Below are 23673 nucleotides of genomic sequence, written 5' to 3'. Positions count from 1 at the left end.
GAATTAATGTCCCAGATAAGCCATTCTGATCTCTTCCGAATCTGCCAATTCCTTGGCATCTCCCTCAAGCACCACTCTGCCCGTCTCAAGAACGTAAGCCCGATGAGCAATTTTAAGCGCCTGATGGGCATTTTGTTCTACAAGAAGTACTGTTGTTCCAGAGGCATTTACTTCCTGGATGATCCGAAAAATATCCTGAACGAGCAATGGAGCAAGCCCCATCGAGGGTTCATCTAATAATAAAAGCTTGGGATGCCCCATCATCGCGCGCCCCATAGCAAGCATCTGCTGCTCCCCGCCGGATAATGTGCCGGCAAGCTGTTTTTTTCTTTCTAAAAGACGCGGGAAGGTGGAGTAAACCTTGGCAAAATCAGCAGCTAAGCTGCCTGAATCCTGTAAAAAAGCTCCTAGCTCCAGATTTTCTTCCACAGACATATTAGCAAATACACGCCTGCCTTCCGGACAATGAATAAGCCCCTGTTTTACAATAGACTGAACACTCTGATTCGTAAAAGATTTATCCATGAAATCTATACTGCCTGTTTTGGGTTTCAGCAGTCCCGAAAGCGTCTTAAGCAACGTGGACTTGCCTGCTCCATTTGCGCCGATTAGAGTTACAATCTCGCCTTCTTTTACATTCATACTTAAATCCTTCAAGGCATGAATAGCCCCATAATATACATTGATCCCCTGTACGCTAAGCATGGTCCACTACGCCTCCTGTCCCAAATAGGCTTCTATGACTTTGGGATGATTCCGTATTTCAACGGGCGTACCTTCAGCAATCAACATTCCGCGATCCAGCACATAAATCCGGTCACATACCCCCATAACCAGGGACATATCGTGCTCGATAAGCAGGATCGTCAGCTCAAACTCTTCACGGATCCAGGCAATAAGATTCATTAGTTCCCGAGTTTCATTCGGGTTCATCCCTGCGGCTGGTTCATCCAATAGCAAAAGCTTAGGTCCTGCTGCAAGCGCGCGCGCAATTTCCAAACGCCTTTGATTTCCATAGCTAAGATTCCCGGCACATTCATCACATTGATCGGCAAGATTAAATATTTTGAGAATATCCATAGCCTTTTGCGTAATTTCGTTTTCTTCTACAAAATGCTTAGGCAGACGAAGCATGGAAGTGAACATCGAATGTCTGGCATGCTGGTGAAATGCGATCTTAACGTTATCCAGCACCGTCATAGAAGTAAATAGACGGATATTCTGAAATGTCCGCGCTGCCCCTTTTCGGTTAATCCGATAAGGCTTCATCCCGCCTACTGCCTGATTGCTGAGGATAATATCGCCACTGGAAGGCGGGTATACACCTGTCAGCAAGTTAAAAAGGGTTGTTTTTCCCGCGCCATTAGGTCCGATGAGCCCAATCAACTCGCCTTTATTAATATGGAGAGATACCTCATTAAGCGCCTTAAGCCCGCCAAATGCACGACTTGCTTGTTGAACATCAAGAAGCACTTCCACTGTTGATGCTGTCACTTGGCTTGACCTCCTTTTTAGACCATTTCAAGAAAGAAAAACCCGTGCTGCCAAGCAGCCCTTTAGGCCGAAAAATCATCATCAGAATTAGAATCGCCGAGTAAATAATCATCCGCAGCTCCGGATATTCCTGAAGCACCGTGAAGAGCACCGTCAGTACAATCGCACCCACGATGGCCCCGCTTGTACTTCCTAGCCCACCTAACACTACCATGACTAGAATTTCGAATGATTTCAGAAAATTAAAGCTGCCAGGATTGATGACGTAGAACTTATGAGCAGAGAGACCACCAGCTATTCCCGCAAATAATGCTCCAAGTGAAAAAGCAATGACTTTGTACAAAGTTGTATTAATCCCCATCGCTTCAGCAGCAATTTCATTCTCCCGAATCGCTATACAAGCCCGGCCGTGAGTGGAACGTATAAAGTTATTGATCACAACAATCGTGACCAGTGTGAACAGAAACATAATCGTCCAAGTCGTTTGATTGGGGATGCCGCTAAGACCTGAAGCTCCGCCCACATATTCTGTATTGAGCAGGACAATCCGGATAATCTCACCAAATCCCAGCGTAGCAATCGCCAGATAGTCTCCATTCAGCCGCAAGGTCGGAATCCCGATAAGTACACCGAAAAATGCAGCAACCAGTCCAGAGATCACTAGCGCCAGCACGAATGGCATCTCAAAGTTTAAAGTTAAAATGGAAGAAACATAAGCACCAATAGACATAAATCCAGCATGCCCGATTGAGAATTGCCCCGTTATCCCATTAATCAGATTCAAAGACACCGCCAGCATGACATTTATACAAATTAGAATTAGCGTAGACTCCATGACATCATCAAATATTCCCGTTGTTAGAAGAACTTGAATGACGATATATAGCATGACAGAAAATACAATGCCTATCCAAAATGACTTGTTTATCTTCTTCATAGGCATCTCCCTACACTTTCTCGCGGACATTTTTACCAAATAGCCCGGATGGTTTAAAGATAAGGATTAGGATGAGTACAGCAAATGCCACACCATCACGCCATGAAGAGTATCCCAGAGAAGAAACCTCTGTCTCAACTGTGCCCAGCAGAAGTCCCCCTACCAGAGCACCAGGAATACTGCCAATGCCACCTAGAACGGCAGCCACAAAAGCTTTAAGACCCGGAAGCACCCCCATCATCGGATCCACTGAATTATAAGTCATTCCGAAAATAACGCCTGCTGCTGCCGCAAGTGCAGATCCTATAGCGAAGGTGGCTGAAATGGTCCGATCTACATTAATCCCCATCAACCGTGCTGCTTCCATATCAAAAGAAACGGCCCGCATCGCTTTACCAATCTTTGTTCGGTGCACAATATACTGAAGGATGATCATCAAAATAACCGTCGTCCCCAAGATCATGATTTGATTGGAGTCCACCTGAATCGAGGAACCAAACAAGTTGTATTGCTGCTTATTAAGAATCTCCGGAAATCCTTTAGCCTGAGGACCAAGCACAAACACACCGCTGTATTCCAGCAAAAAAGAAACGCCAATTGCAGTAATCAACACAGCGATTCGTGAAGCTTTTCGTAGAGGTTTGTATGCTAGCCGTTCGATTGACATCCCCAGCAACGCACTGATTGTCATAGAAATCACCAATGAGATAAGTAAGACCAGTATCGGAGGAAGCCCTGCTGAAGCCAAGTACCTGGCACTGAACAATCCAATAAACGACCCAACCATAAACACATCTCCATGGGCGAAATTGATCAATTTAATAATCCCGTAAACCATGGTGTACCCTAGTGCGATCAGAGCATAGATGCTCCCTACAGAAATCCCGTTAATTAACTGTTGAATGAAATACTCCATCGCCGTCCCCCAATCCCCATATTTATTTTTAAAAACACCTTTCTTTAGCTTACATTCATTTTCATCGTTTTATGTCACTTATATTAACACAGTACTATACATGCGTCAGTAAAATTTGAGGTTTTTACTATAATATTCAATATTTTATGTTATGTTACATAACATTTCGAGTTAAACCTTTGGGATGTATAAAGATAGAAAGTGGGTAAAGAGAAGAAAACAGAAGAATTATGGAGATTTTTAAAGTTTGATTTTCAGAGGGGGAGTCTTTGATTTTACCTACAGATTGCATTTAATGATAAATAATATAACATTTGTCTCTTTGGATATGTGTTTTTCGAGTTTATTATGAGTTACTGGTCAAGTTGTATCTCTATTTTTGCGCAAAAAAAAGCTCTGTCCCACACAATAATTCGAGTGAGAGAAAGCTAATTAGGGTGGTCAGTTCCATTCTTTGCACTTCCGTCACGAGTCAATTACTCATCATTTTCTTGTTTAATTCTTTAATCTGCATCATATGATGTAGGTCATGCGATATAAAATCCTTTAAATAGGACTCAAAGGAAAACCTTCCGTCCACATATTTGCCTGAGTATTTTCCCTCCTCAAGACTACTTATACAATCTAATATTAAGTTACGATACTTCACAGTCAATTCTATTAATTCGTCTTTGGTTTTTGTTTTACCATATGTAACAGCATCATTATTGAATTGATCGAAATCAATAAGTTGAAGTGTTATCGCTTTATCGTATGCTATCGGTTCGATCGTCGATTCATAGAAGTATTTATCCCATAACAAAATATGACTAACAACATCATGAATGGTCCATTTTCCTTCAGCGATGGGTGTTTTCCAATCTAAATCAATAATTTCTAGAACAAATCCATTCCATTCCTTAAACTGATTTAGCAAATCTGATCTGTTATTCATTGGCACATCTCCTTTTCTGGTAAACATCAAAATTCTAACAAAATCTCTTTAATTCATTCCTATATAGTTCATAGTTCGCTTCATCGAAACATATAAAAATAACCTTATTTATTTCCGACTTATTACCTAGGAAACAGTCGCTAGCATTAGACTCGCGGGGTTGTCCACCTAGCTAACTCTTCTTCAAACCTTTACCTTTATCGAACCAACACCTCGTGGTCCACGGCGTAAACGTATTGTTCGCAACTATCTAGCTTTTTCGGAGCTACTAATATGTTCTTCAGCATCCAGCTATTTTCTATATATGTAATCGATAAATCCTTGTCGTATCCATTCGCCTTCAAACTTTCTTTCCAGTACTCGATCTTCTTTGTATATTAACTGCAAATCATCAAACATAGAATCCGCCTCATGATAATCATAATAAGAGTGTATTACGAATTCATCGTCTTCTATTTGTTCAAACTGATTATCCCCCAAATCAACTCCATCGCCGACTCTAAAATCCTTTAGGGTTAAAAAATTTACAAATAATAATCCATTAGGTTTTAGAACGCGTTTCATTTCATTTATCGCTTTTTTCACATCTTGTTTTCTCATATGAAAAATAGAGTTATATGAATACACAAAACTCATCGACTCATCACTTAGTGCCAACTGTCTCATGTCGCCTTGTTGTATATTTAGATTCTGTCCTCTTTCAGTTGCGAACTGACTAGCTCTTTTAATTTGTTCGTCATTCATCTCAATACCGTATGTACTGTATCCATAGTTTGCAAACAAACTTAGTGGAGGTGAATCCCCTCCCGCCCCGCAGTCTAATATGTTTTTTTCCATACTACTTTCATTGCATAATGCCAAAAATCTGTACAAGGGGATCTGCTTAAACAGTTCCATGTTGATTCCACTCCTTTGATCATGTAGTTATTGGATTCACTCATAGATCTTTCCCATATAAATTATTTGAGCACATCTCTTCCCTGGGTTTTCAGGTTTACTTTATTGAATCCCCGCAGTTCCAAATGTCTCTTTAATAACTTTTTCGTATTCATCCCATTTAAAGCAAAAAGGGCCTATATCAATAGTCTTATTACCGGATTCTAGTTTGAAATCTCTCCATATAATAAGATCCTCTTCTCTCTCAATAAACACGGATATAAAGCCACATTCTTCATCGCCACACCAGGGACAGACTAATATTGGGTACCTGTAGTACAAATATTCATGCATTTCGTTTAACAAAAAATAATTAATCATTTTCCTTTGATGCTCTTCACTACCCCACCCGAGGGAAGGAACCCTATCATATTTTTTTAACATTTGGTAAAGAGATCTACCATCAATTATTACGTCGGCAAAAATAGTATTTTTATTTCCCTCTTGATCCGGATCAAAACTATCATATCGGCTTGACGGTTTTGTTTGTATTTGATTTATTGTTTTCATGCTCCCTCCTTTAAACTCTTCACACTTATCAAATAAACATTCGATCCCTCCACTCCATTCCCCTTCCAAAATATTGAATTCACCGTTCTCAGAATCGCATATAGCAACCGAAAAATAAATTTACACAACAAAAAAAGAGCTCCCAGAATGGAAGCTCTTCTTATGTAATTCAGAACGGAGAGAGTGGGATTCGAACCCACGCACCGCTTACGCAGTCTAACCCCTTAGCAGAGGGTCCCCTTATAGCCACTTGGGTATCTCTCCATGAAAATGGCTCCCCGAACAGGACTCGAACCTGTGACAACTCGATTAACAGTCGAGTGCTCTACCAACTGAGCTATCAGGGAACATTACAAGTGAACATGAATTAATTTATCATGATTTCAAGGTCTAGTCAAGCGGGCAAAATAATTTTTGTGATCGTTTTCAAATTTATGCTATTATTCGGCCGCTTGCTAGATTTTTTAAAGAGATTTCCATCCCTCTCCGTCTATAGATTACACCATTCTCCATCCTGCGGAAGCTGTACCCGATCCCCCAACGATTCCTTCTCTAAATGAGCTTTTAGCTTATCTCGGGTAACCAAACAATGGTTAATGGCGTCCATGTGCACAGCAATCACTTTAGTAGAAGGAGCATATTCACATAGGTCTACGACATCCTGCTCATTCATTGTAATATGGCATCCGCTTAAAAACTGCGCACCACCAGCATTCACAACGGTCACCTCAGGTTTAAAAGCATCCAATGCCATTTTCACCTTATCACACCAAATCGTATCCCCAGCCACATATAGAACAGGTTCGCCTTCCGCCTGAAACACAAACCCGGATACCTTACCCATAAGTTTACCAGTCACTCCAGTGCCATGCCGTCCATCAGTACGTGTTATAGTTATTCCATTAAACGTCAGAGAACCGCTAATTTCCGTGGTATGCTCAAACCCCTGCTTCGCTAATTTATCTCCATCTCCTTCCTGACATAATAGTGGTAGATCATGCGGCAACAAAGAAATGGCAGCAGCATCCCAATGATCCTGATGAAGATGTGTGACAAGAATTGCATTAGGACTCAGCCATTGTTCTACGGCTCCCGGCAAAGGAACGAGCGGATTGCGGCGATCATTGTCAGTATTAAAAATAGGTGGATTAGCACCCTGTTCACTCAACATAGGATCAATTAAAAATGTACTGCCACCATACTCTAGCCATAGGGTCGCGTTGCGAATATGCTGTATTTTCATCGGAAGCCCTTCTTTCTTTCAGATATCTTCTGCTACAATTAATTATAGTTGGACCTTGAAACAGAATACATTGAGATTGGAAAAAGATTGGCCCGTTCTACTTTCACGCAGAAAGGATTTTAGATAATAATGAGTTCTTATTTTATAGATGATGTGGATTTTCGCATCCTGCAGCTTCTAATTGAAGATTCCACGATCAGTCACAAAGATATTGGGCAGCAAGTGCATATGACCGGTCAGGCTGTGGGCGCACGTATTCGCAAAATGCAGGACACCGGAGTGATTGAAGGCTACACGGTCCGCTGGAATCCTGATAAGGTTGGGGAGACTATTCATGCCTTTATTACTGTTTTTTTGGGTTCGAATACGGTTCACCCAGCCTTTCAGACATTCGCAAAGCAGCATGATAGTGTAAAAGAAATACATAGGGTCAGCGGAGAAGGCTGCTACTGGATACGTGTTCGTACCGGAAGCCAAGAGGAGTTGAATAGCTTTCTCGACGAACTGCTGAAGTTCGGAAATTACAGAGTCAATCTATCGATGGGAAAGCTAAAATAAGGCTGTATCGGAATCGGATATGAAGCTACTATCGGACCCAGTTGACCTTATACTCAGCATAATCGCATATTTGGCATACTATCGGACCCCATTGCCTCTATTGGCACGAAAAACACCAAATATGAGCCTCTTTCGAACGAATAGCGTCACTTGAGTCCGAAACCCTGCCCAAAAGGCTAAAAACTTGCCAATAGCGTCATTGGGGTCCGTAAGCCTCAGCCAATGATAGCTCGGCGATGTTGGTGTTGGTGCAGGTGTCGATGTTGGTGTTGGTGTTGGTGTTGCTGTTGGTGTTGCTGTTGGTGTGTATGCAAGTGAATGGGTTACTCAAAGTCAATGAGCTTTTGCTTGCTCATAAGCTTTTATAGCAGGCCAGCCATCGTCAAAAACGCAGAGCAGCGATCCTCCAATAACCGGAGGATCGCTGCTCTGCTGTCTTTTTACTTATGCCATATTGTAGCTTCTACCGCGGTAGCTAATTCAATAATTCAGCCGCTCTAAGCAACCGTACAAGAATTACGGCGGCTTCTGCACGGCTAGTATCACTGCTAGGTGCAAAGCTGCCTGATGGTTGACCTTTCATAATACCTTTTGCAACCAGGTCAGACACTGCTTCTTTAGCCCATGAGGAAATAGTTGAAGCGTCTCTGAAAACATCTGTAGCAACGATTGCTCTAGATCCTTCAGCTTCTAGATTCAGCAGCTTCATTGCTCTGGCTGCCATAACAGCCATTTGCTCCCGTGTAATAGTGGCGTTCGGACGGAAGGTTCCATCCTCATAGCCTTGAACCAGTCCTAAGGCTGCAGCAGCTCTGGCGTCCGCTGCATACCAAGATAAATCGGACACATCACTGAAGGTCTTCGTCGTGTTCGCAGCTACAAGACCTAACGATCGAATCAGCATAGCTGCGAACTCGGCACGACTGACAGATTTCTGAGGTGCAAAGGTATCTGTGGATTGTCCGGTCAAGATCAGTCGGCTGGCAAGTCTCTCAATCTCATTTCTCACCCAATGTGTAGCAATATCCCCAAAAGTCACAGGGTGCAGCGCAGCGACAAATACACCGCTCGCAATACTGCTCTTAACCGTAACCTTGGTCATCCCATTAACGAGCTCATACAATGCAGGTACATAACGGAAGGAACCCGTCTGTTCATCGTAAATAAGGACTACACCTGTCTTCGCATCCAGCGCCTCCTTAAGCATAAATGTACGATCTAAATAAGTGGTACCGAACCCGCTTGCTGCTACAGAGGTTTTTCCATCCGTTACCTTTAGAGTGAAATTAGCCGGTGTTCCTTGCACAGTAAAGCCTTGCTGCTTAGCTTTGGCAAGCAGTTGTTCCAATCCTTTTCCGCTTAGCGAATTTACATTGAACTCCAGTGTGCCTGCCGGCATTTGTGCGGCTTTGAGCACACTCTCCACAAGCTCTAACGGGAAGCGGTAGCTCATCCCTCCACTTTCAATAACAAGCACAGCTTTGGGGCTAAGTGCCGCCGCCTTACGTAAAGCATCTGCACTAAACCGGGCTGTGCCGTCACCGTTAGCTGAAATCTCGATAACAGCCTGCCCTGCAGTCGCCTTAGCTTTTAGCTGCGCATCATGATTAGCTGCTGGCGTAGGTGCTGGTGTAGCCGTCGGTGTGCCGGGTTGAACAGGGTTCACTGACCCTGTAGGGTCTGTTGGACCAGGAGTACTTGTTGGTTCTGGAGTACTCGTCGGACTAGGAGTACTTGTTGGATCCACAGGATTGATCGGGTCTACAGGATCTGTCCCGCCAGGTGATAGCACCTCAATTGTATATCCCCTCTTATCGTTGCCCACAGTTACCGTGAAGTCTGTGATACCCGCTTTAATTCCATTAAGACTGTCGTTGGTAAATGTAGCAATCTCATTGCTCATAATATTTAGAGTAGCTTGTGCGGTAAGATCTCTGCCTTCTTTATCTAGTACCTTAAGCTTAGCTGACTTACCCTGCTCTAATACCACAGGCCCGCTCTGTCCATCTGCTAGTTTGATAGAGAACGGTTTAATGGCTGAGGCTATTCCTTGATTTTGTTCTTTAATGCTTAAGTCAGGAGAGGCATTGGTCAGTAGGTTCATCCGTTCGCCACGAATAATCATGTTGTCGACCAACAGACTCCCTTTCAGATTTTTCGTAACTTCTATACCGCTTGTACCTGCGCCATCTAATACATTATTCGTCATCACTACTCCATCAATGGAAGTGAGAGTATCTCCCTCTAGATCACCTTGAGCAATCAGCCCCGAATAAGTGCTGTCCAGTGCTGTATTGTTGCGAATGAGTACTTTTCCTTTCAGATCACTCTCACCAGCATAAAGCCATAACGCACCCAGATTCACGCCGTAACCGGAATCGTAGCTGCCAGTTCTAAGCAAGGTATTTCGCTCCACAATCGTTGTTCCTTGGAATGGCTCGGCGGTGAAACGGGTGGACACTGCAATCCCGGCTCCATTAGTCACAGTGTCTTTTACCACGTTGTCCTGGACTTTGTTATCTTTCCCCCCAAAGACTACAATGTTATCCGCTAACCAAGGCAAGGATACCGTATTAAAACGTGCCGTGTTGTTATAGCTCGGTGTACGTTCCGTACCATTCACATCCTTCAACTTGCCGTCTGTAAACGACCACATTGCGATTCCATCATCCCCTGGATAGCGGATGTCACTTTGTTCCATCATGCTGTTGCCAGTCCCTACGGCAAAGTTAATCCCGTCTGCCATAAGATTGCGGATCCGCAGACCTGCCATGTACAGACCCTTCGTACGCGCCTTTTCACCCATCGGCTGAGTTAACCACAAGCCTGCTTTGGTATGTTCTATCCAAACGTTCTGTATAATCGAACCTTGGCCAAAAGCACCATGGAAAGCGTTGGTGATCGCTTCATCATCCCGTTCGTTAATGCCGCCTTCAATCATCAGATCGTAAACACCAACCTTACCGCCGTGACCATAAAACTTAGCTCCATTCAGAACCGTATACCACATGCCGGCACCACGTATTTCAGCGGTATCCAGATCCAGCAGACCCTCACCGACATTAAAGGTACCCGCCGGGAACCACACACCTTTACCTGTCGCATTCGCTTCGGCAAGGGCTGCCTTGAAGGCTGCGGTATCATCTCCCTCATCATTCGCTGCCGCTCCAAAATCCGTTACGGAAATAAATCCGTCCGGGCGAGCCAACTCAGGGGCAACCTGCTCCATATCCACCAGGTCAATGACGTAAGAAGCTGCGTTGTCTCCTGTTCCCTTCTCTAAGCGAATAGTTGCTCCGGCAGGAGCATCACCAATCAGAGCATGGATTTCGTCAAAGAAGCGGTGTCCACTGCCTTGGCGAGGGTCATTTGACCATGGGTAGCTGCCATATTCCCAAGCATATTTGGATGTCAGCTTAAGCTGCTTCTTAATTCCATCCACATATAGAGTCAAGGTTTCTTCCGCACCAGCCCCATCTGGACTATCAGGAATAGAATATCGAAGAACGATGGAGTTAGCTGATTCTGCAAGCTTGAACTCTAGATAATCTCCCGTATTCTTCAAGGCCACCGCTTGTCGTCCAGAAGCCTCGGAAGCCATGCTGAGATATTTCCGCGACGAGCCAATCAGCGTTCCGTTTGTTGCCGCATCCTCAGCTTCATAGCTGATATATGGAACCGTTGCTCCACGGTATGTTTTGTTAACGCTGTTTTTTACGGTCAGGCTATCAAGGGTTACTTTACTCCAATCCACGTTGTCACTGCTTAGAGAAACCGTGTTGATGCCTGCACGAAGCTGCAATTTTACCGCTACAGTCTTCCAAGAGGCAGACTTGCCAAGACTAACCTTGCCCCCTTCGTTTAATCCATTCACCTCTAGTGCCAGATCCGTTGCGGCAGCAGCGGTATTTTTGTATCGAATAACAGCATCGTATTCCCCAGCCTGCTGGGCGTTGACTGCAAACCGTATAACACGTTCCCCTTTGAATGCTTCTCCTCCTGCATAAATTGCATCAGCAGGGATAGGTAAGAAGCTCCAGAGCTCACTATCAGTTCCATTTGCAGCAGAACCAAGCTGAACAGCCGATGTGCTGTGAGAAAGAAGACCTGTTCCGTTCGCACTTAGCAGAAGAGCATAACCTAACTTCTCTTCCAGCTTCCATTGGGATCTTTCTGTATCTCCAGCAGCTAACAAGACCACTTGGCCCGATTCATTGAGCGAAAGATAATGTTGTGTCTGAACATTCATAATCCGTTTGCGTCCGTTTATCTCCTGGACCAGCCACTGGGATTGAGCCGCCATATCGGAAGCATCTGCATATAGGACAGCCCCCTCTTTTTCGGCCAATACTTTACCAGCCATGCCTTTCGGTACAATGGTTATGATGTTGGTATCATTTTGAACTGGAGTTGTTGTATTGTTATTGCGCAGTTCTCCAGATGGAGTAGTAAACTCCTGTGGAGCCGCCTCAAGTGTCCATAGTGCCGTACCCTCACTTTCTAGCAAAAGCGCACGTTCAGCATATCCTGTCTTATTGGCAATGTTTATTAATTCATCGTCGTATTCTCCAAAGAGACTACGAATGGTGTAATGTGTATAATCGGAAGCCAAGCTTACTTCCCAGGCAGAGGCTCCGTCTACAGCAGGTTCTGTACTACTGCTCTCCAAATATGAATAATCACCATTCAGCGTTAAAAAATGACCTGTTGCCCGGTTGGTGATCGTCTGTTTACCCTCCTGTACAGTTACATTCCAGTGCGAAAATCCATTGTCTGCTGACGGCTGCCCATACAGAACAACCCCACGCTCATTTTCGTATAAATACTCTCCGCTGCTTGCATTCTTGAATCTTACAGGGTAATCAGGCAGTGGCGGAGCAATCGCTTCAACCGCTTCAGCAGTAAAATGTGCACTGCTTTTTTCCGCTGTATCTGCAGCTTTACTGATTCGGAGAATTGGGTTGCCGTTATCATCCGGCGCACCATAGATATAGTGACCAGCCCATGAGCTCATAATGGTAGTCACACCGGACGGTTGCATATCAACCTTCCACTTAATGCTGGCCCATACATCGTACACTGTTTGCAAAGTTTGAACGCTAACTTTAGGATCAATCTCATCTACAGCCCCACCTATATGCTCAAGGGAGAGATAACGTCCAGTGCCTTTATTTTTTATCTTCACCGATCCATTGCTGCCCGCTATTTCTTGCAACTGCCAGACAAAGGAATCGTCATTCAAATCAAGTGGACCATAAGTAGCCTGGCCTACTGTTACATCCTCGTTGGCAGCTGCTAGAGGTGCAAGATTTTGGTTAGAGTGTGCAGAGTCCTGGTCAGCATAGACAGCTTCAGTAACCGTCTTGGATTCTGGCAATTCCTCTAGTGCGGCTGAAGAAGTCAGCAAAGGACCGTCCTTAAGATATTGATCCTCTCCATTTACAGCATCTAGCTGAAAACGGAACAAATCTTGTTTTTTCTCGGTGACCGGAACAAATCTCCACTGCGGACTGCCCCAACCTGGATTGATCACTCCGTACTCAGCATATTTAGTGAGGTTTTGAAGTGAAATATACTTCTCTGGGATTTTATTAGGTTCCTTGTCGAGAACGCTACTGATTACGTAGGTGTTGTTCCCAACATTTTTGCCTGTCCAGATGTATTCTCGTTCCACATGATTTCTGTCTGGAAGCTCTGTGACCTGAAGGTGGCCATTTGGCATATTCATCGTGTTCATGTAATGGCCTGTTTTCTTGTTTTTGAACAGCTTGCGGCCGTTATATTTCTCCACGAGCCACTGATCGGAGCCGTCCTTCTGCATATTTCCATATTTTAAAAGACCATCAACACTCTCATACCAATAAAATGACTTCCAGCCATTCTGAATTCGGTAATAGGGCACGGTGCCGTCAGTTGGTGTGTTAGGATCTAAAAGCTGCCACTGAGCGCTCAAAGAAGTCGCATCCCCAATCGCACCCGCATGTTCTCCACCCAATGTAGACAAATAAATGCCTGTGCTTTCGAGATTCTGAAGCGTCTGGTAATCATCATAATCATCGGAATCATTAAAAATCCATTGATCCGACGGCTGACTTCCGCTAATCTGCAAGGCCTTGGCAGTACCTTCACTATAAGAAACATAATGATCGGTTGCCGCATTACGGATACGCTTATTACCGTCATAATCTTCTATATACCATAGATAGTCAGAGGTGTTAGCGGCATCTGGCGCAATAATTCCATGCTTAAGCTCGCCGTTTGCGGATTCATATAAGAAATCTGTAGCCACTTGTGCATCCGTATAAGTTGCCAGTCGTACAGGCTGTAATTCGGAAATAGGCACGATTCTCCACTGCGCGCTTGGATTAGAGGCTGAACCCGGCCAGCTGTTAGATCGCACATTATTGTCATCGCTGAATTGTGGATTTAGCCATAATGGACTCCCCTCTTCAGTTAAACCACTGTTACGAAGGGTAATGAAGCCCGTCCCATCAGGGCCTGGTGCATGCTCTTGGACCCATTCACTTAGCTTCACGTGATCCATATCGACTTCCTGCGAAAAAACCCCAGCCCAGGTCACTTCATTTTGCTTAATATAATGACCTGTCGCACGGTTGCGAATCATTACTGTTCCGTCATCCGTCCCTGATTCAAGATACCACTGGGCCGCTTCATTGCTGACAGGCTGTTTACCGTAAAGAACATTCCCTTCACTTTCATACATTACCTGACCGGGGCGGAGACGACTCTCTAGCCGTACAGGTGCTGCATTTAGATCTATAAAAGCCCACTGCGGACTCTCAAACGTAACATTAATATCCGAGCTTACTTGCGCATAACCAAGCTGATTCTCCTCGTGGATAACCAACTTCCCCTCTGGCACAGTCGCACTTCGGATGATCATGTATCCATTGCGATTGGAAGTATCGATTAGCCACTGATCCGCAACACTTCCTGAACCTTGGTGTTCTGCCGCCTTAAGTGAATCCTCTTTGCCGTTGTTACCAGCCATTGTAATGTAATGGCCTGTCTTCACATTCTTGATTCGTGACAGCCCGTTCACCGTCTCAACCGTCCAATGCGCTGAAGCATCGGCTGGATTGGTCATGCCATAACGCACGATTCCTGCGGATGTCTCATATAAAAAGTTGTTTTTCCACTTATTCTTGATGAGTACCGTACCTGATGGAATTTGCTCAGCGCCTGTTCCTCCAACCCCTTCTGCTCCCACGGAACCACTACCGGTTCCCATTACAGGCAAGCTTGAAAAAATCAGCAGCAGCGCGAGCAGACCCGCCATTGCGGACCTGATTCGTTTCATACATGTGCCCCCTCTAATTAATATGGACTTCCTTTTCATATTAGTTTGGGAACGCTTACAAAACGATGTGCGATTTTATCCAGAAAAAGGTGTATTTGTACGGATATCCAATCCCTACAACCTTCATGAAGATTGACAAATCGGTTTAACGCGATGATAGTTAGTTTTAGCTACCCGCAAGGAGTAAACAAACGGAGGTACATATGAATTTCAAAATTGATTCGCCAAAAATAGCAGATCCTGACTCTCTTCTTCCTGAGCAAATATATTCACTGCAAACCAAAGACGAATTCAGCTGTTGCAGCATCAGCGATACGGTTATTGATAATCAAGAGGCTAATAAGGTCAGCTTTGATCGCGTGATTTTTAAAAATGTAACGATTACGGAGTGCTCCCTAACTGGGATCGAGCTTATGGACGTGATATTTGATCGCTGTGATCTATCTAATGTGGATTTTACGAATGGCATTATTCATCGAACTGAATTTAGAAACTGCAAGCTCATCGGCACAGACTTTACAAGAGGCAGATTCCAGAATGTTCGTGTAGTAGATTGTATCGGGGATTTTGCTACGTTTCGATTCGCTAATCTGAAGCAGGTTTCTTTTGAGAACAGCTCATTAATGAGTTCCGACTACTATCAGTCAAATTTCCAAAAAATCAGCTTCAGCGAGTGTAATATGGATCAAGCCACATTGTCAGGATCAAAGCTTAATGGGATCGACCTTAGTGACTGCGAGTTCAGTGGCTTGATCGTGGATATCAAAGATTTAGAAGGATGTATCATTTCGCCTCAGCAAGCTGTTTCTTTTGTCGGATTATTAGGTTTGGTTATAAAATAAATAACTTCAACTTGCCCGAACATTTACCGCAGCGATAACGCTTAGGGTCTACTTTTCGCTTACGCGGATACTCCATGGCACAGGCACTGCATACAAGCTTATATCGATAGGGCAGCGGCTTCCGAGCTTTTGCACCCGGCAGTGTCTGACAGTAGCGGCTTCCGCCGACTTGCGCCAGCAGGCTTTTGAAATCAGCGTCACGATGCATATACCCTCGCTTAGCCAAATGCAAATGATAATGGCAGAGCTCATGCTTTATAATCCGCTCCGTCTCTTCTCTGCCAAACATGGCAAGCTGATGGGGATTAATCTCTATATTATGACTTTTGGTAAAATATCGGCCACCCGTTGAGGACAACCGGCTGTTAAAGCTCGCCTTATGCCTAAACGGCACGCCAAAGCTGTCCCGTGATACCTGCTCAATCCACAGCTGTAGCTCTTCGTTGCTCATAGTTTCCATAGCGTTCTATCACAAGTCCTTTCCACGGGAATTAAGATCTCTACTTGAATTGTAACTTGTGCATAGGCTAAACTGTCAAGAAGGAAGACAAGTACGGAGGGAGAATGAACAATGCCGAAAATGCGGTATGTAATTTTGCAGCAAAATCAAGAACTACAATTCGTGGAAATGCCTGAGGAATATGCGTACCAACTAAGTGCGCTCAATTTACGCCTGAACAAAGAAATCGACAAGCTGACAGCCGATAATGTTCCGGATCTGCCCTTAGCCATCGCCGAGTGCGATTCGCTGGATCTGTTACGTGAGGATTACTCCCTGGAGTCCGGTCTGGATTATATCAATAGATTGGAACAAGCCTTCGCCTCTGTTCAAGAGCAGAAGAACTACCCACTGATCTCCCTGCTTACTGAGATACGAGCACTACAGGCTCAATTGGAGCAGTGGTACGAAGAGGAAGCAGAAAGCCTACTGTAATCCGCACCTTTAGGCTTATTTCTCCATATTCTAACTTACGTAAGTTGTTAGAGGAGGGATTCGCTTGCCACAGTGGCTCTGCCATCAGCTAATGAAAGCTTATTACAAAAAAGACCGCCGTCAGATCAAGCTGCTGAATGAGTGCTGGTTCTTTTATCGTAATTCTGCGGAATCGAGTAATGAGATGAAGTTATAGCCTCGGATGATTAAGATCTAGGACATATTTAAAGCAGCGGCTACCGTCTTTTAAAAAGACGGTAGCCGTTTTTGTTAAGAAAGGGGACTTATAATTATGATCAGTAGAACAAGACATATACAGCTGTCTCCGGAAAGTGGGACTGAGGAAGAGGACAATTATAATCTCTATGTCATAGTCACATTCCCTGACCGCTCCCGCTGGGCATCGGATTTCTACACCTTCAAGAACATCGAAGCGATCCGACAAGACTACATCCAAAGTGGTGCTTGTCTAAATGGGGCCTACTGGAGTGCACCTAATTATCTAACTGTCGTGGATCATATTGATCGCAAGCGAATTGAAGAAATCGTCGATTTATATATTTCGGAAGGTACATTCGAATACGCCTTTGAATACATAGGACAGGTCACGGAGCGGGATCTGGAGATTATCGATTATCCGGAAGGCTTTTTCAACCCTTTAGAAAAGCTTGAGCACAGGTACGTTATGCGGCAGTTCGCTGCAATTGAGTTTATGCTGGAGAATGCTGCACCAGAAACTATAGCAGTAATAAAAAAGATCATCGCAGAGAAACAATAAGACTCCGCCTTAAGAATCAATCCTTATTAAAACTTAGGAAATACATATTTAACCAAAAAGAACAGAAAACCAAAAAATATAATAATGTAAGCAGCATATTTAATAAAGGTAGATGCGACAACGCTGGAATCCGATTTCCGTTGTACCTCCCTATGCTCCACTTCAACACTTCTATCCTTATAGCCCGGTTCCATCAGCAATCTCTCCTTTCGAATGTTCATCTTTGATAGCCTCCATTAACCCGAGGCTTTCAAGATTGAATCAAAATTCTAGATTGGATTAAAAAAAGACCGGAATTCTCTTCAGCTTTTCGAGCTGAGAAATTCAGGTCTTCTTTCTACTTACCCTTTAACCGAACCCGCCGCAATTCCCTCAACGATACGGTTACTGAGGAACAGGAATGTAATCAGAATAGGCAAAATACTGATCATAAGCGTTGCCCCGATCGCACCCCAATCCGTCGTATATTGACCAATGAAGTTTTGCACCCCCACGGTCAGCGTCTTGTAAGAATCAGAACTAATAAATGTGTTTACAAAAATAAATTCGTTCCAGTTATAGATCATATTAATAATGGCTGTAGTCGCGATCACCGAGCTTGTCATAGGAAGTATAATTCTAAAAAACATTCTGTTCACGGAACAACCATCAATTACTGCAGCCTCTTCCACTTCACGTGGCAGTGCGTAATAGAAACCCAGCAAAATCATAATCGTTATCGGCATGTTAAAAGCGACATAAGACAAAATAAGTGACAAAGGGTGATCCGTTAAGCCAATCTTATTGAATATACTAAATAACGGAATAAGCGTGGAGTGAACAGGAATCATCATCGCTACCATAAACAATCCCAGTACGAACGAGCTTCCCTTCCATTTCATCCTGGTAACTGCATACGTAACCAAGCTCCCGAAGATAACCGTTAACACCGTAGCCACGATGGTAATCCATACGCTATTGAAGAAATACACGTTGATGTTCCCTACATTCCAGACCTTCGCGTAATTCTCCCAATGAGGATTCATCGGCAACGATAGAGCAGGAAGGTTGAACACTTCCTGATTATTTTTTAATGAGAAAAACAGCAGCCATACAAGCGGAAACAATTGCAGAGCAGCAACGGCAATCAACACGATATATAGCAATGAGTAGCCTAATTTACGTGTGATCTCCGTGCCAGCGCCGCCTGGCTTTGGCCCGATTTCTAGCCTTCCTGCAGTTCCAGACATCATGAAGCGCCCCTCCTTATGAGTATTGGATCGAATCTTTCGTAGCAGTTAATTTGCGAATGACCCAAGTAATGACGAGACAGATGACGAGCAGGAAGAAACCAATTGCGCTCCCGTAGCCAAAATCATAAGCCCGAAAAGCCTGATGATACATATAAGACGCCATCACTTCACTAGAGCCATTAGGACCTCCATCCGTCATAACAAAGATTAAGTCAAAATACTTCAGAGAACCTACAACGGCCAGAACAATCGTAACTTTAATGACTTCCATTGCGAGTGGAAGCTTAATTTTCCAAGCGATTTGTAAGGCAGAGGCTCCGTCAATCTTTGCTGCCTCTTCCAGAGAGGTCGGGATATTCTTGAGTGCTGCGTAATAGATCAGAATATAGAAACCAGCATATTGCCACAGAATGGGAATAAATAAAGCAAACAAAACTAATGTAGGCTCTGCAAGCCATGCAGGAGGATTAGCAAAACCAATGGATACTAATAAGCTGTTCACAATTCCGTTCGTCGGATGATAAATTCTTAGCCAAAGCTGCGCAATCGCAACGGACGATAGCAGCATCGGAATCAGATATATTTTGCGAAACAAGTTAGCTCCCTTGATCCGGGCGGCTAATACCATAGCAATTGCCAAATAAATAATGAGACTTAGGGTAGAAAACAACGCTAACTGCAGAGAATGCCAAGCACTATTCCAGAAGGTTTGGTCTGTTAGCAAAGCTTTATAGTTATCAAATCCGATAAAAGTCAGAGCACCTATGCCATTCCACTTATTCAGTCCATAATAACCCGTTAGAACAATCGGAATATATACAATAGCCAGAATGAGAAGCAAGGCGGGAAATACATATAACGCGATTATTTTTTTGTTAGACATCACTTTATCCAAAGTGTCCGACTCCTTTCCTTCATAAACCGTTTGAGGAAAGGCTTATCCGGCATCACGCTGCCGGATAAGCTAATTGTCCCCTTCGCCTAGTTGTCGAAGCTTTAGTTGCCTTTAGAGATGGCCGCGTCATGCTCCTCGGAATACTTCTCTGGCGTCACCGCTTTGCCAAAAAGAGCCTGGATCATATTCAGATGCGTTTCTGCTGCATTGGCACGCATTTGAACATCTGCGAATAAAGTGATGCTGCTAGCTTTGTTCATTTCGTTAAACAAATCGATGTAGAGCTGTGGTAGATCCAGTGTGGCGGTGTCCACCTTCGTAGCTGGAATAACGCCTGCTCCAGTTACGGATTGCTCTCCCCATTTGGATACGAAATACTCGACGAATAATTTTGCTTCTTCTTTTACCTCAGAGTTCTCAGCAACAAATAATCCTACACCTGGTCCACCTACCCAGCTGTTAATGTCTCCCTTCCCGCCTTCAACTGTCGGGAATTTGAAGAAACCAACACTATTACGGAATTCCAGTGGAATTTCTTCATTCGTTGTGAAGTTTGGCAGATCCCATGATCCCATCATGTACATTGCCGCCTTGCCATTTACGAACTCTGATTTTGCCTCTTCATTTGATAAACCGTTGAATCCCTTAACAAATGCATTGCTGTCTACAAGTGATTGGACCTCTGATGCCGCCTTTACTAATCCTTCATCCATAAATGAGCCTGATCCACTGATCGCACCTGCAAGTGCCTGTTGGCCTGCGATCCGATCAGCCAGATACATATACCAAAGCGATCCTGTCCAGCGATCCTTATTGCCGAGAGCAATCGGTGCAATGCCCCCATCAGATAGTGTTTTTACAACTTGCTTAAACTGATCGTAGGTTTGTGGAACCTCAAGATTATACTTTTCAAAAATAGCTTTATTGTAGTAGATAGGTGCGATGTTAAACTCAAGTGGAAGCGCATACGTTTTATCGTTAATAGCATAAGCTTCTGTAGTTCCTGCGACGAACTTGTCTTTTAATTCACCATTCAACAAGTCATCTACAGGTGCGAACAGATTTCCTTCAACGTAAGGCTGTAAAAAGCCAGCGGCCCAAGTTACCCCAACGTCTGGCAATTCGTTAGAAGCAGATAATACCTTCAGCTTATTTTTGTATTGCTCGTTGTCCAGAACCTCTTGCTTGATTACAACATTGGGATGCTCTGTTTGATATTCTTTAATGATTTGATTAACAATTTTATTTTGTCCGGCAGAAACACCTTCTGGCCATAAATGCATGAAGTTAACGGTGACTTTGTCGCTTCCCCCATTTGCACTACCTTTAGATTCACCTGCATTGTTATCTTTTTGACCACAACCAGCTGTGACAAGAACGAGGCACATCGTTAAGAACAATATTGTCCATTTTTTATTGCGCACGCTTACAACCCCTTTTCTATTGTTGTCTAGCGGCCTTGTAACCGCTTAACTAGATTGTAGCTTGGATCCCATGATGTCGTAAGGTCATAAGGATTGGGACTAATACCACTATTATTGGATTCTTTCCTCCGTGGTCATGACGTTCTGCCGGTATTGCCCTGGACTAACATTTTCGAGTGCACGAAATACCTTCACAAAATATTTGGCTGTTTGATAGCCTACTTGTTCCGCGATTTCAGCAATGGACAGCCGGGTGCTCACCAGTAGTTCTTTGGCTCGTTGTACTCTCCTTCTCGTTACATATTCACTGTAAGTCAGTCCCGTCTGCTCTTTGAAAAGGACGCTGAAATAGCTGGCATTCATGTGTAATTGATCCGCTATATCACGCATGGATATCGATTCGTGAAGATGTTCGTCTAAGTATTGGAGTGCCTCACGCACTTGAGTGCTATACACTTTCTCCTGCTGTACCGTTTCCATAAGCTTGGGATCGATCAGCTTCTCCATTCGTTCGATTCGATAAATATCATCCTTGCGTTTCAATGCTAATTCCACTGCTCGGACCAGCTTCGTTTTGTCGAGTGGCTTCAGTAAATATTCAACTACACCAAACTGCAAGGCTTTCTGTGCATAGTCAAATTCAGGATGGCCGGAGATCACAATAACCACTGGAGGATGAGGCATTTCGTTCAGCTTTTCAACTAATTCTAGCCCTCCAATCTCAGGCATGCGCACATCGGTAATAAGCAGATTAACTTCGTTATTTTGCAGCCATGCCAGTGCCTCAACACCGCTTGCTGCGGTTTCGATGCGATATTGACCGGATGACCAGGCTTCTAATGTTTTACGAACCCCTTCTCTTGTTCTCGGTTCATCATCTACGATGAGTATAGTTTTCACGTGTTTTTCCCCTCTCCAGGTTCATTCGGTATTTCAAAAGAGATGCTAGTTCCATAACCTTCTTCACTTCGTATTTCAAGCCCGTCCGTATTGTCTACGTAACTGAGTTTCAGTCTCCGCTCTATATTAGCAATACCAATCCCAGTCCCTTTGGAAGACCTCATGCTCCCCTTCTCCATGGTGTGATAGATAGACGATATCTTTGCTGCATCCATCCCTGGACCATCGTCAGTTACCGTAACCAATGTATATCCCGGACGACTTGAAGGTCTGACAATTAGCATGACTGTCCCCGGTCCAACCCTTTGCTCTACGCCATGAAGAATCGCATTTTCGACAAGAGGCTGGATTAACAGCTTCGGTAGCGGGACACTTCGGCAAGCTTCATCTGACTCAATCCGCCAGGATAACCTGTCGAGCATACGCATCTCCATAATCTTCAAATATCTTTCGGCATGGTCGAGCTCATCGCCGATAGTCACCCATTCATCATCATCAGTTCGATTGATGACATAACGAAAAAGCCCCGACATATCAACCACAATTTGAGCTAATTCCTCCTCACCCTTTTCATCGAGGGCCCAGTAGAATGCTTCTAATGTATTAAATAAGAAATGCGGATTGATTTGAGCCTGAAGTGCCTTTAATTCTGTGCGACTCTGGACGATCTCCTTCTGATAGACGACTTCAATTAGTTCATTCAGAGAGTGAACCATCTGGTTGTAAGTATTATTGAGCTCATTGATCTCCATAGTGGTAGAAGTGACTGAAATCGGTTTCAAGGTTCCAAATCGCGAACCGCGCATCACTTTAATCAAATTCAGTATGGGACGTGTAATCATCGTGGATAAAATAAAAGTAAAGATGAGAAACAATAAACTGCCAACAACACCGGATACGATGATCGCTGTACGAAGGACAGATATCCCCTCTGTCGTATAGTCAACTGGAGTGAGGATTACTAGCCTCCAACCTGTTGCCTTGGACTGCTTCTGAATTACAATGTAGTCTTCTCCGCCAACCTCAACCTTTTCTCCTCCATGATCCAGTATCTTATTTGCATTGACATTTACGGAAAAATCGGAAGAAATTTGCCGTCCCGCTTCATCAAATAATCTCATTAATTCACGCGTTTCCGCCTGTGAGCTGTCCACCTCATCCGTAAGCTGGAAGTAACTTTTCTCAATTTGAACCATAATATAGCCAGCTTTCGTGAATGAATGATCAATCAGCCTAATATTACGAATCGCAATGACGATATCCGAATTCCGCGGGTCAAGTCCAAACCATACGAGACGTCCTTTGCCCTCGTCCACCCGGCTGATCCATTCTTCGGATACTCGATTGTTCAGGCTGGCGTCATCAACCGAAAGTAATTTCTGATAATCACCTGCATACAGCTCAATGGAACGAATCCCTGTCGCATACGCCTCATATTTACGTACTTCCTGCTGGATGGTTTGACGTTCGGCGAAGCTGATCGGCTTTCCTTCGGCCTCTTGAGCGAGCAATCGCTGAATGGAGGCGTTGGTTGCCACTTGTGCCGTCAACGTATTAATCTGCCGGATCAGTACATCCAATTTGCCCGTTGCCTGAACTGCAGTCTGTTCAATGTGCTTCTCCGCACTATTGCGTAATAGAACCGAAACTTGCCCGTACATAAAAAAACCAACCGTGGCTAGTACGATCACCATGACAAACATAAAACCCAGGAAAATTTGATTACGCAATGTGTTTAACTGTCCAAACCTCGTCAATCTTTACACTCCCTTCCGCCTGATAGACTTGATTCCTCATCAAAAAAGATGACCCTTAAATC

Annotated in this window: 21 protein-coding genes and 2 tRNA genes; 5 read left to right on the top strand and 18 right to left on the bottom strand. The window is 44.0% G+C overall.

The window, feature by feature from the left end; all coding sequences use genetic code 11:
* Positions 1–3: 3 nt before the first annotated feature.
* From MHH50_RS05975 to MHH50_RS05930, 10 genes are all read right to left on the bottom strand, one after another.
* A complete protein-coding gene (locus tag MHH50_RS05975) occupies positions 4–705 on the bottom strand; it encodes an ABC transporter ATP-binding protein (protein WP_340034079.1) in 702 nt (233 codons plus the stop codon).
* 6 nt (positions 706–711) lie between these two features.
* On the bottom strand, positions 712–1494 hold the full coding sequence (locus MHH50_RS05970; protein ID WP_340034078.1) for an ABC transporter ATP-binding protein: 783 nt from the start codon (positions 1492–1494) through the stop codon (positions 712–714).
* Complete coding sequence (locus tag MHH50_RS05965; RefSeq protein ID WP_076128228.1) at positions 1463–2431, bottom strand: branched-chain amino acid ABC transporter permease; 969 nt, start codon at positions 2429–2431, stop codon at positions 1463–1465. The genes MHH50_RS05970 and MHH50_RS05965 overlap by 32 nt, the downstream gene beginning before the upstream one ends.
* A gap of 10 nt (positions 2432–2441) precedes the next feature.
* Positions 2442–3347: a branched-chain amino acid ABC transporter permease gene (locus MHH50_RS05960; protein ID WP_038569087.1), complete on the bottom strand. Its 906-nt coding sequence runs from the start codon at positions 3345–3347 to the stop codon at positions 2442–2444.
* 472 nt (positions 3348–3819) lie between these two features.
* Positions 3820–4281 carry a DinB family protein gene (locus MHH50_RS05955; RefSeq protein ID WP_076280575.1) on the bottom strand — a complete coding sequence of 154 codons (462 nt, stop codon included), beginning with the start codon at positions 4279–4281 and terminating at the stop codon, positions 3820–3822.
* A 291-nt stretch (positions 4282–4572) separates the two neighbouring features.
* Complete coding sequence (locus tag MHH50_RS05950) at positions 4573–5178, bottom strand: class I SAM-dependent methyltransferase (RefSeq protein WP_076309317.1); 606 nt, start codon at positions 5176–5178, stop codon at positions 4573–4575.
* A 102-nt stretch (positions 5179–5280) separates the two neighbouring features.
* On the bottom strand, positions 5281–5727 hold the full coding sequence (locus tag MHH50_RS05945; protein WP_076185853.1) for an oxidoreductase: 447 nt from the start codon (positions 5725–5727) through the stop codon (positions 5281–5283).
* 175 nt (positions 5728–5902) lie between these two features.
* Positions 5903–5991, bottom strand: a tRNA-Ser gene (locus MHH50_RS05940).
* Positions 5992–5998: 7 nt separating this feature from the next.
* Positions 5999–6074: transfer RNA gene (locus MHH50_RS05935), tRNA-Asn, on the bottom strand.
* A gap of 143 nt (positions 6075–6217) precedes the next feature.
* The gene (locus MHH50_RS05930; RefSeq protein ID WP_076277915.1) at positions 6218–6970 is read right to left on the bottom strand and encodes an MBL fold metallo-hydrolase; all 753 of its coding nucleotides are present in this window, start codon (positions 6968–6970) and stop codon (positions 6218–6220) included.
* A 129-nt stretch (positions 6971–7099) separates the two neighbouring features.
* Between MHH50_RS05930 and MHH50_RS05925 the strand changes: the two genes are divergently transcribed.
* On the top strand, positions 7100–7528 hold the full coding sequence (locus MHH50_RS05925) for an Lrp/AsnC family transcriptional regulator (RefSeq protein WP_076277914.1): 429 nt from the start codon (positions 7100–7102) through the stop codon (positions 7526–7528).
* Positions 7529–8003: 475 nt separating this feature from the next.
* Here MHH50_RS05925 and MHH50_RS05920 read toward each other — a convergent pair whose 3' ends face one another.
* Entirely contained in the window at positions 8004–14849 is a 6846-nt protein-coding gene (locus tag MHH50_RS05920; protein ID WP_340034077.1) for an S-layer homology domain-containing protein, read from the bottom strand.
* A gap of 203 nt (positions 14850–15052) precedes the next feature.
* Here MHH50_RS05920 and MHH50_RS05915 point away from each other — a divergent pair, with 203 nt between their 5' ends.
* On the top strand, positions 15053–15691 hold the full coding sequence (locus MHH50_RS05915) for a pentapeptide repeat-containing protein (RefSeq protein WP_076129517.1): 639 nt from the start codon (positions 15053–15055) through the stop codon (positions 15689–15691).
* On the opposite strand, the gene MHH50_RS05910 is transcribed toward MHH50_RS05915, so the two are convergent.
* Positions 15681–16142, bottom strand: coding sequence for a SprT family protein (locus MHH50_RS05910; protein WP_081383508.1), 462 nt, complete (start codon positions 16140–16142; stop codon positions 15681–15683). The two genes, MHH50_RS05915 and MHH50_RS05910, sit on opposite strands and share 11 nt — an antisense overlap.
* Before the next feature lie 120 nt (positions 16143–16262).
* On the opposite strand from MHH50_RS05910, the gene MHH50_RS05905 reads away from it, so the two are divergent.
* From MHH50_RS05905 to MHH50_RS05895, 3 genes are all read left to right on the top strand, one after another.
* On the top strand, positions 16263–16625 hold the full coding sequence (locus MHH50_RS05905) for a hypothetical protein (RefSeq protein WP_036686808.1): 363 nt from the start codon (positions 16263–16265) through the stop codon (positions 16623–16625).
* Positions 16626–16689: 64 nt separating this feature from the next.
* A complete protein-coding gene (cmpA, locus tag MHH50_RS05900; RefSeq protein ID WP_094903512.1) occupies positions 16690–16821 on the top strand; it encodes a cortex morphogenetic protein CmpA in 132 nt (43 codons plus the stop codon).
* Between the two features lie 96 nt (positions 16822–16917).
* Positions 16918–17403 (top strand): hypothetical protein, encoded by a 486-nt coding sequence (locus tag MHH50_RS05895; protein ID WP_076280204.1) that lies wholly within the window; start codon positions 16918–16920, stop codon positions 17401–17403.
* Between the two features lie 26 nt (positions 17404–17429).
* Here MHH50_RS05895 and MHH50_RS05890 read toward each other — a convergent pair whose 3' ends face one another.
* From MHH50_RS05890 to MHH50_RS05865, 6 genes are all read right to left on the bottom strand, one after another.
* On the bottom strand, positions 17430–17624 hold the full coding sequence (locus MHH50_RS05890; RefSeq protein ID WP_036686806.1) for a hypothetical protein: 195 nt from the start codon (positions 17622–17624) through the stop codon (positions 17430–17432).
* Positions 17625–17744: 120 nt separating this feature from the next.
* Positions 17745–18635: a carbohydrate ABC transporter permease gene (locus MHH50_RS05885; protein WP_076280203.1), complete on the bottom strand. Its 891-nt coding sequence runs from the start codon at positions 18633–18635 to the stop codon at positions 17745–17747.
* A gap of 13 nt (positions 18636–18648) precedes the next feature.
* Entirely contained in the window at positions 18649–19530 is an 882-nt protein-coding gene (locus MHH50_RS05880; RefSeq protein ID WP_036686803.1) for a sugar ABC transporter permease, read from the bottom strand.
* A 101-nt stretch (positions 19531–19631) separates the two neighbouring features.
* Positions 19632–20954: an extracellular solute-binding protein gene (locus tag MHH50_RS05875; protein ID WP_038569072.1), complete on the bottom strand. Its 1323-nt coding sequence runs from the start codon at positions 20952–20954 to the stop codon at positions 19632–19634.
* A 111-nt stretch (positions 20955–21065) separates the two neighbouring features.
* Positions 21066–21854: a response regulator gene (locus tag MHH50_RS05870; RefSeq protein WP_038569070.1), complete on the bottom strand. Its 789-nt coding sequence runs from the start codon at positions 21852–21854 to the stop codon at positions 21066–21068.
* Positions 21851–23611 carry a sensor histidine kinase gene (locus tag MHH50_RS05865; RefSeq protein ID WP_038569068.1) on the bottom strand — a complete coding sequence of 587 codons (1761 nt, stop codon included), beginning with the start codon at positions 23609–23611 and terminating at the stop codon, positions 21851–21853. The genes MHH50_RS05870 and MHH50_RS05865 overlap by 4 nt, the downstream gene beginning before the upstream one ends.
* Positions 23612–23673 lie beyond the last annotated feature (62 nt).

It is taken from the genome of Paenibacillus sp. FSL H3-0302 (assembly GCF_037982245.1).
Classification (GTDB): Bacteria; Bacillota; Bacilli; order Paenibacillales; family Paenibacillaceae; genus Paenibacillus_AQ; species Paenibacillus_AQ odorifer.
Note: the sequence above shows the minus strand (reverse complement) of the source record. Positions and strands in the feature narration are given on the sequence as shown.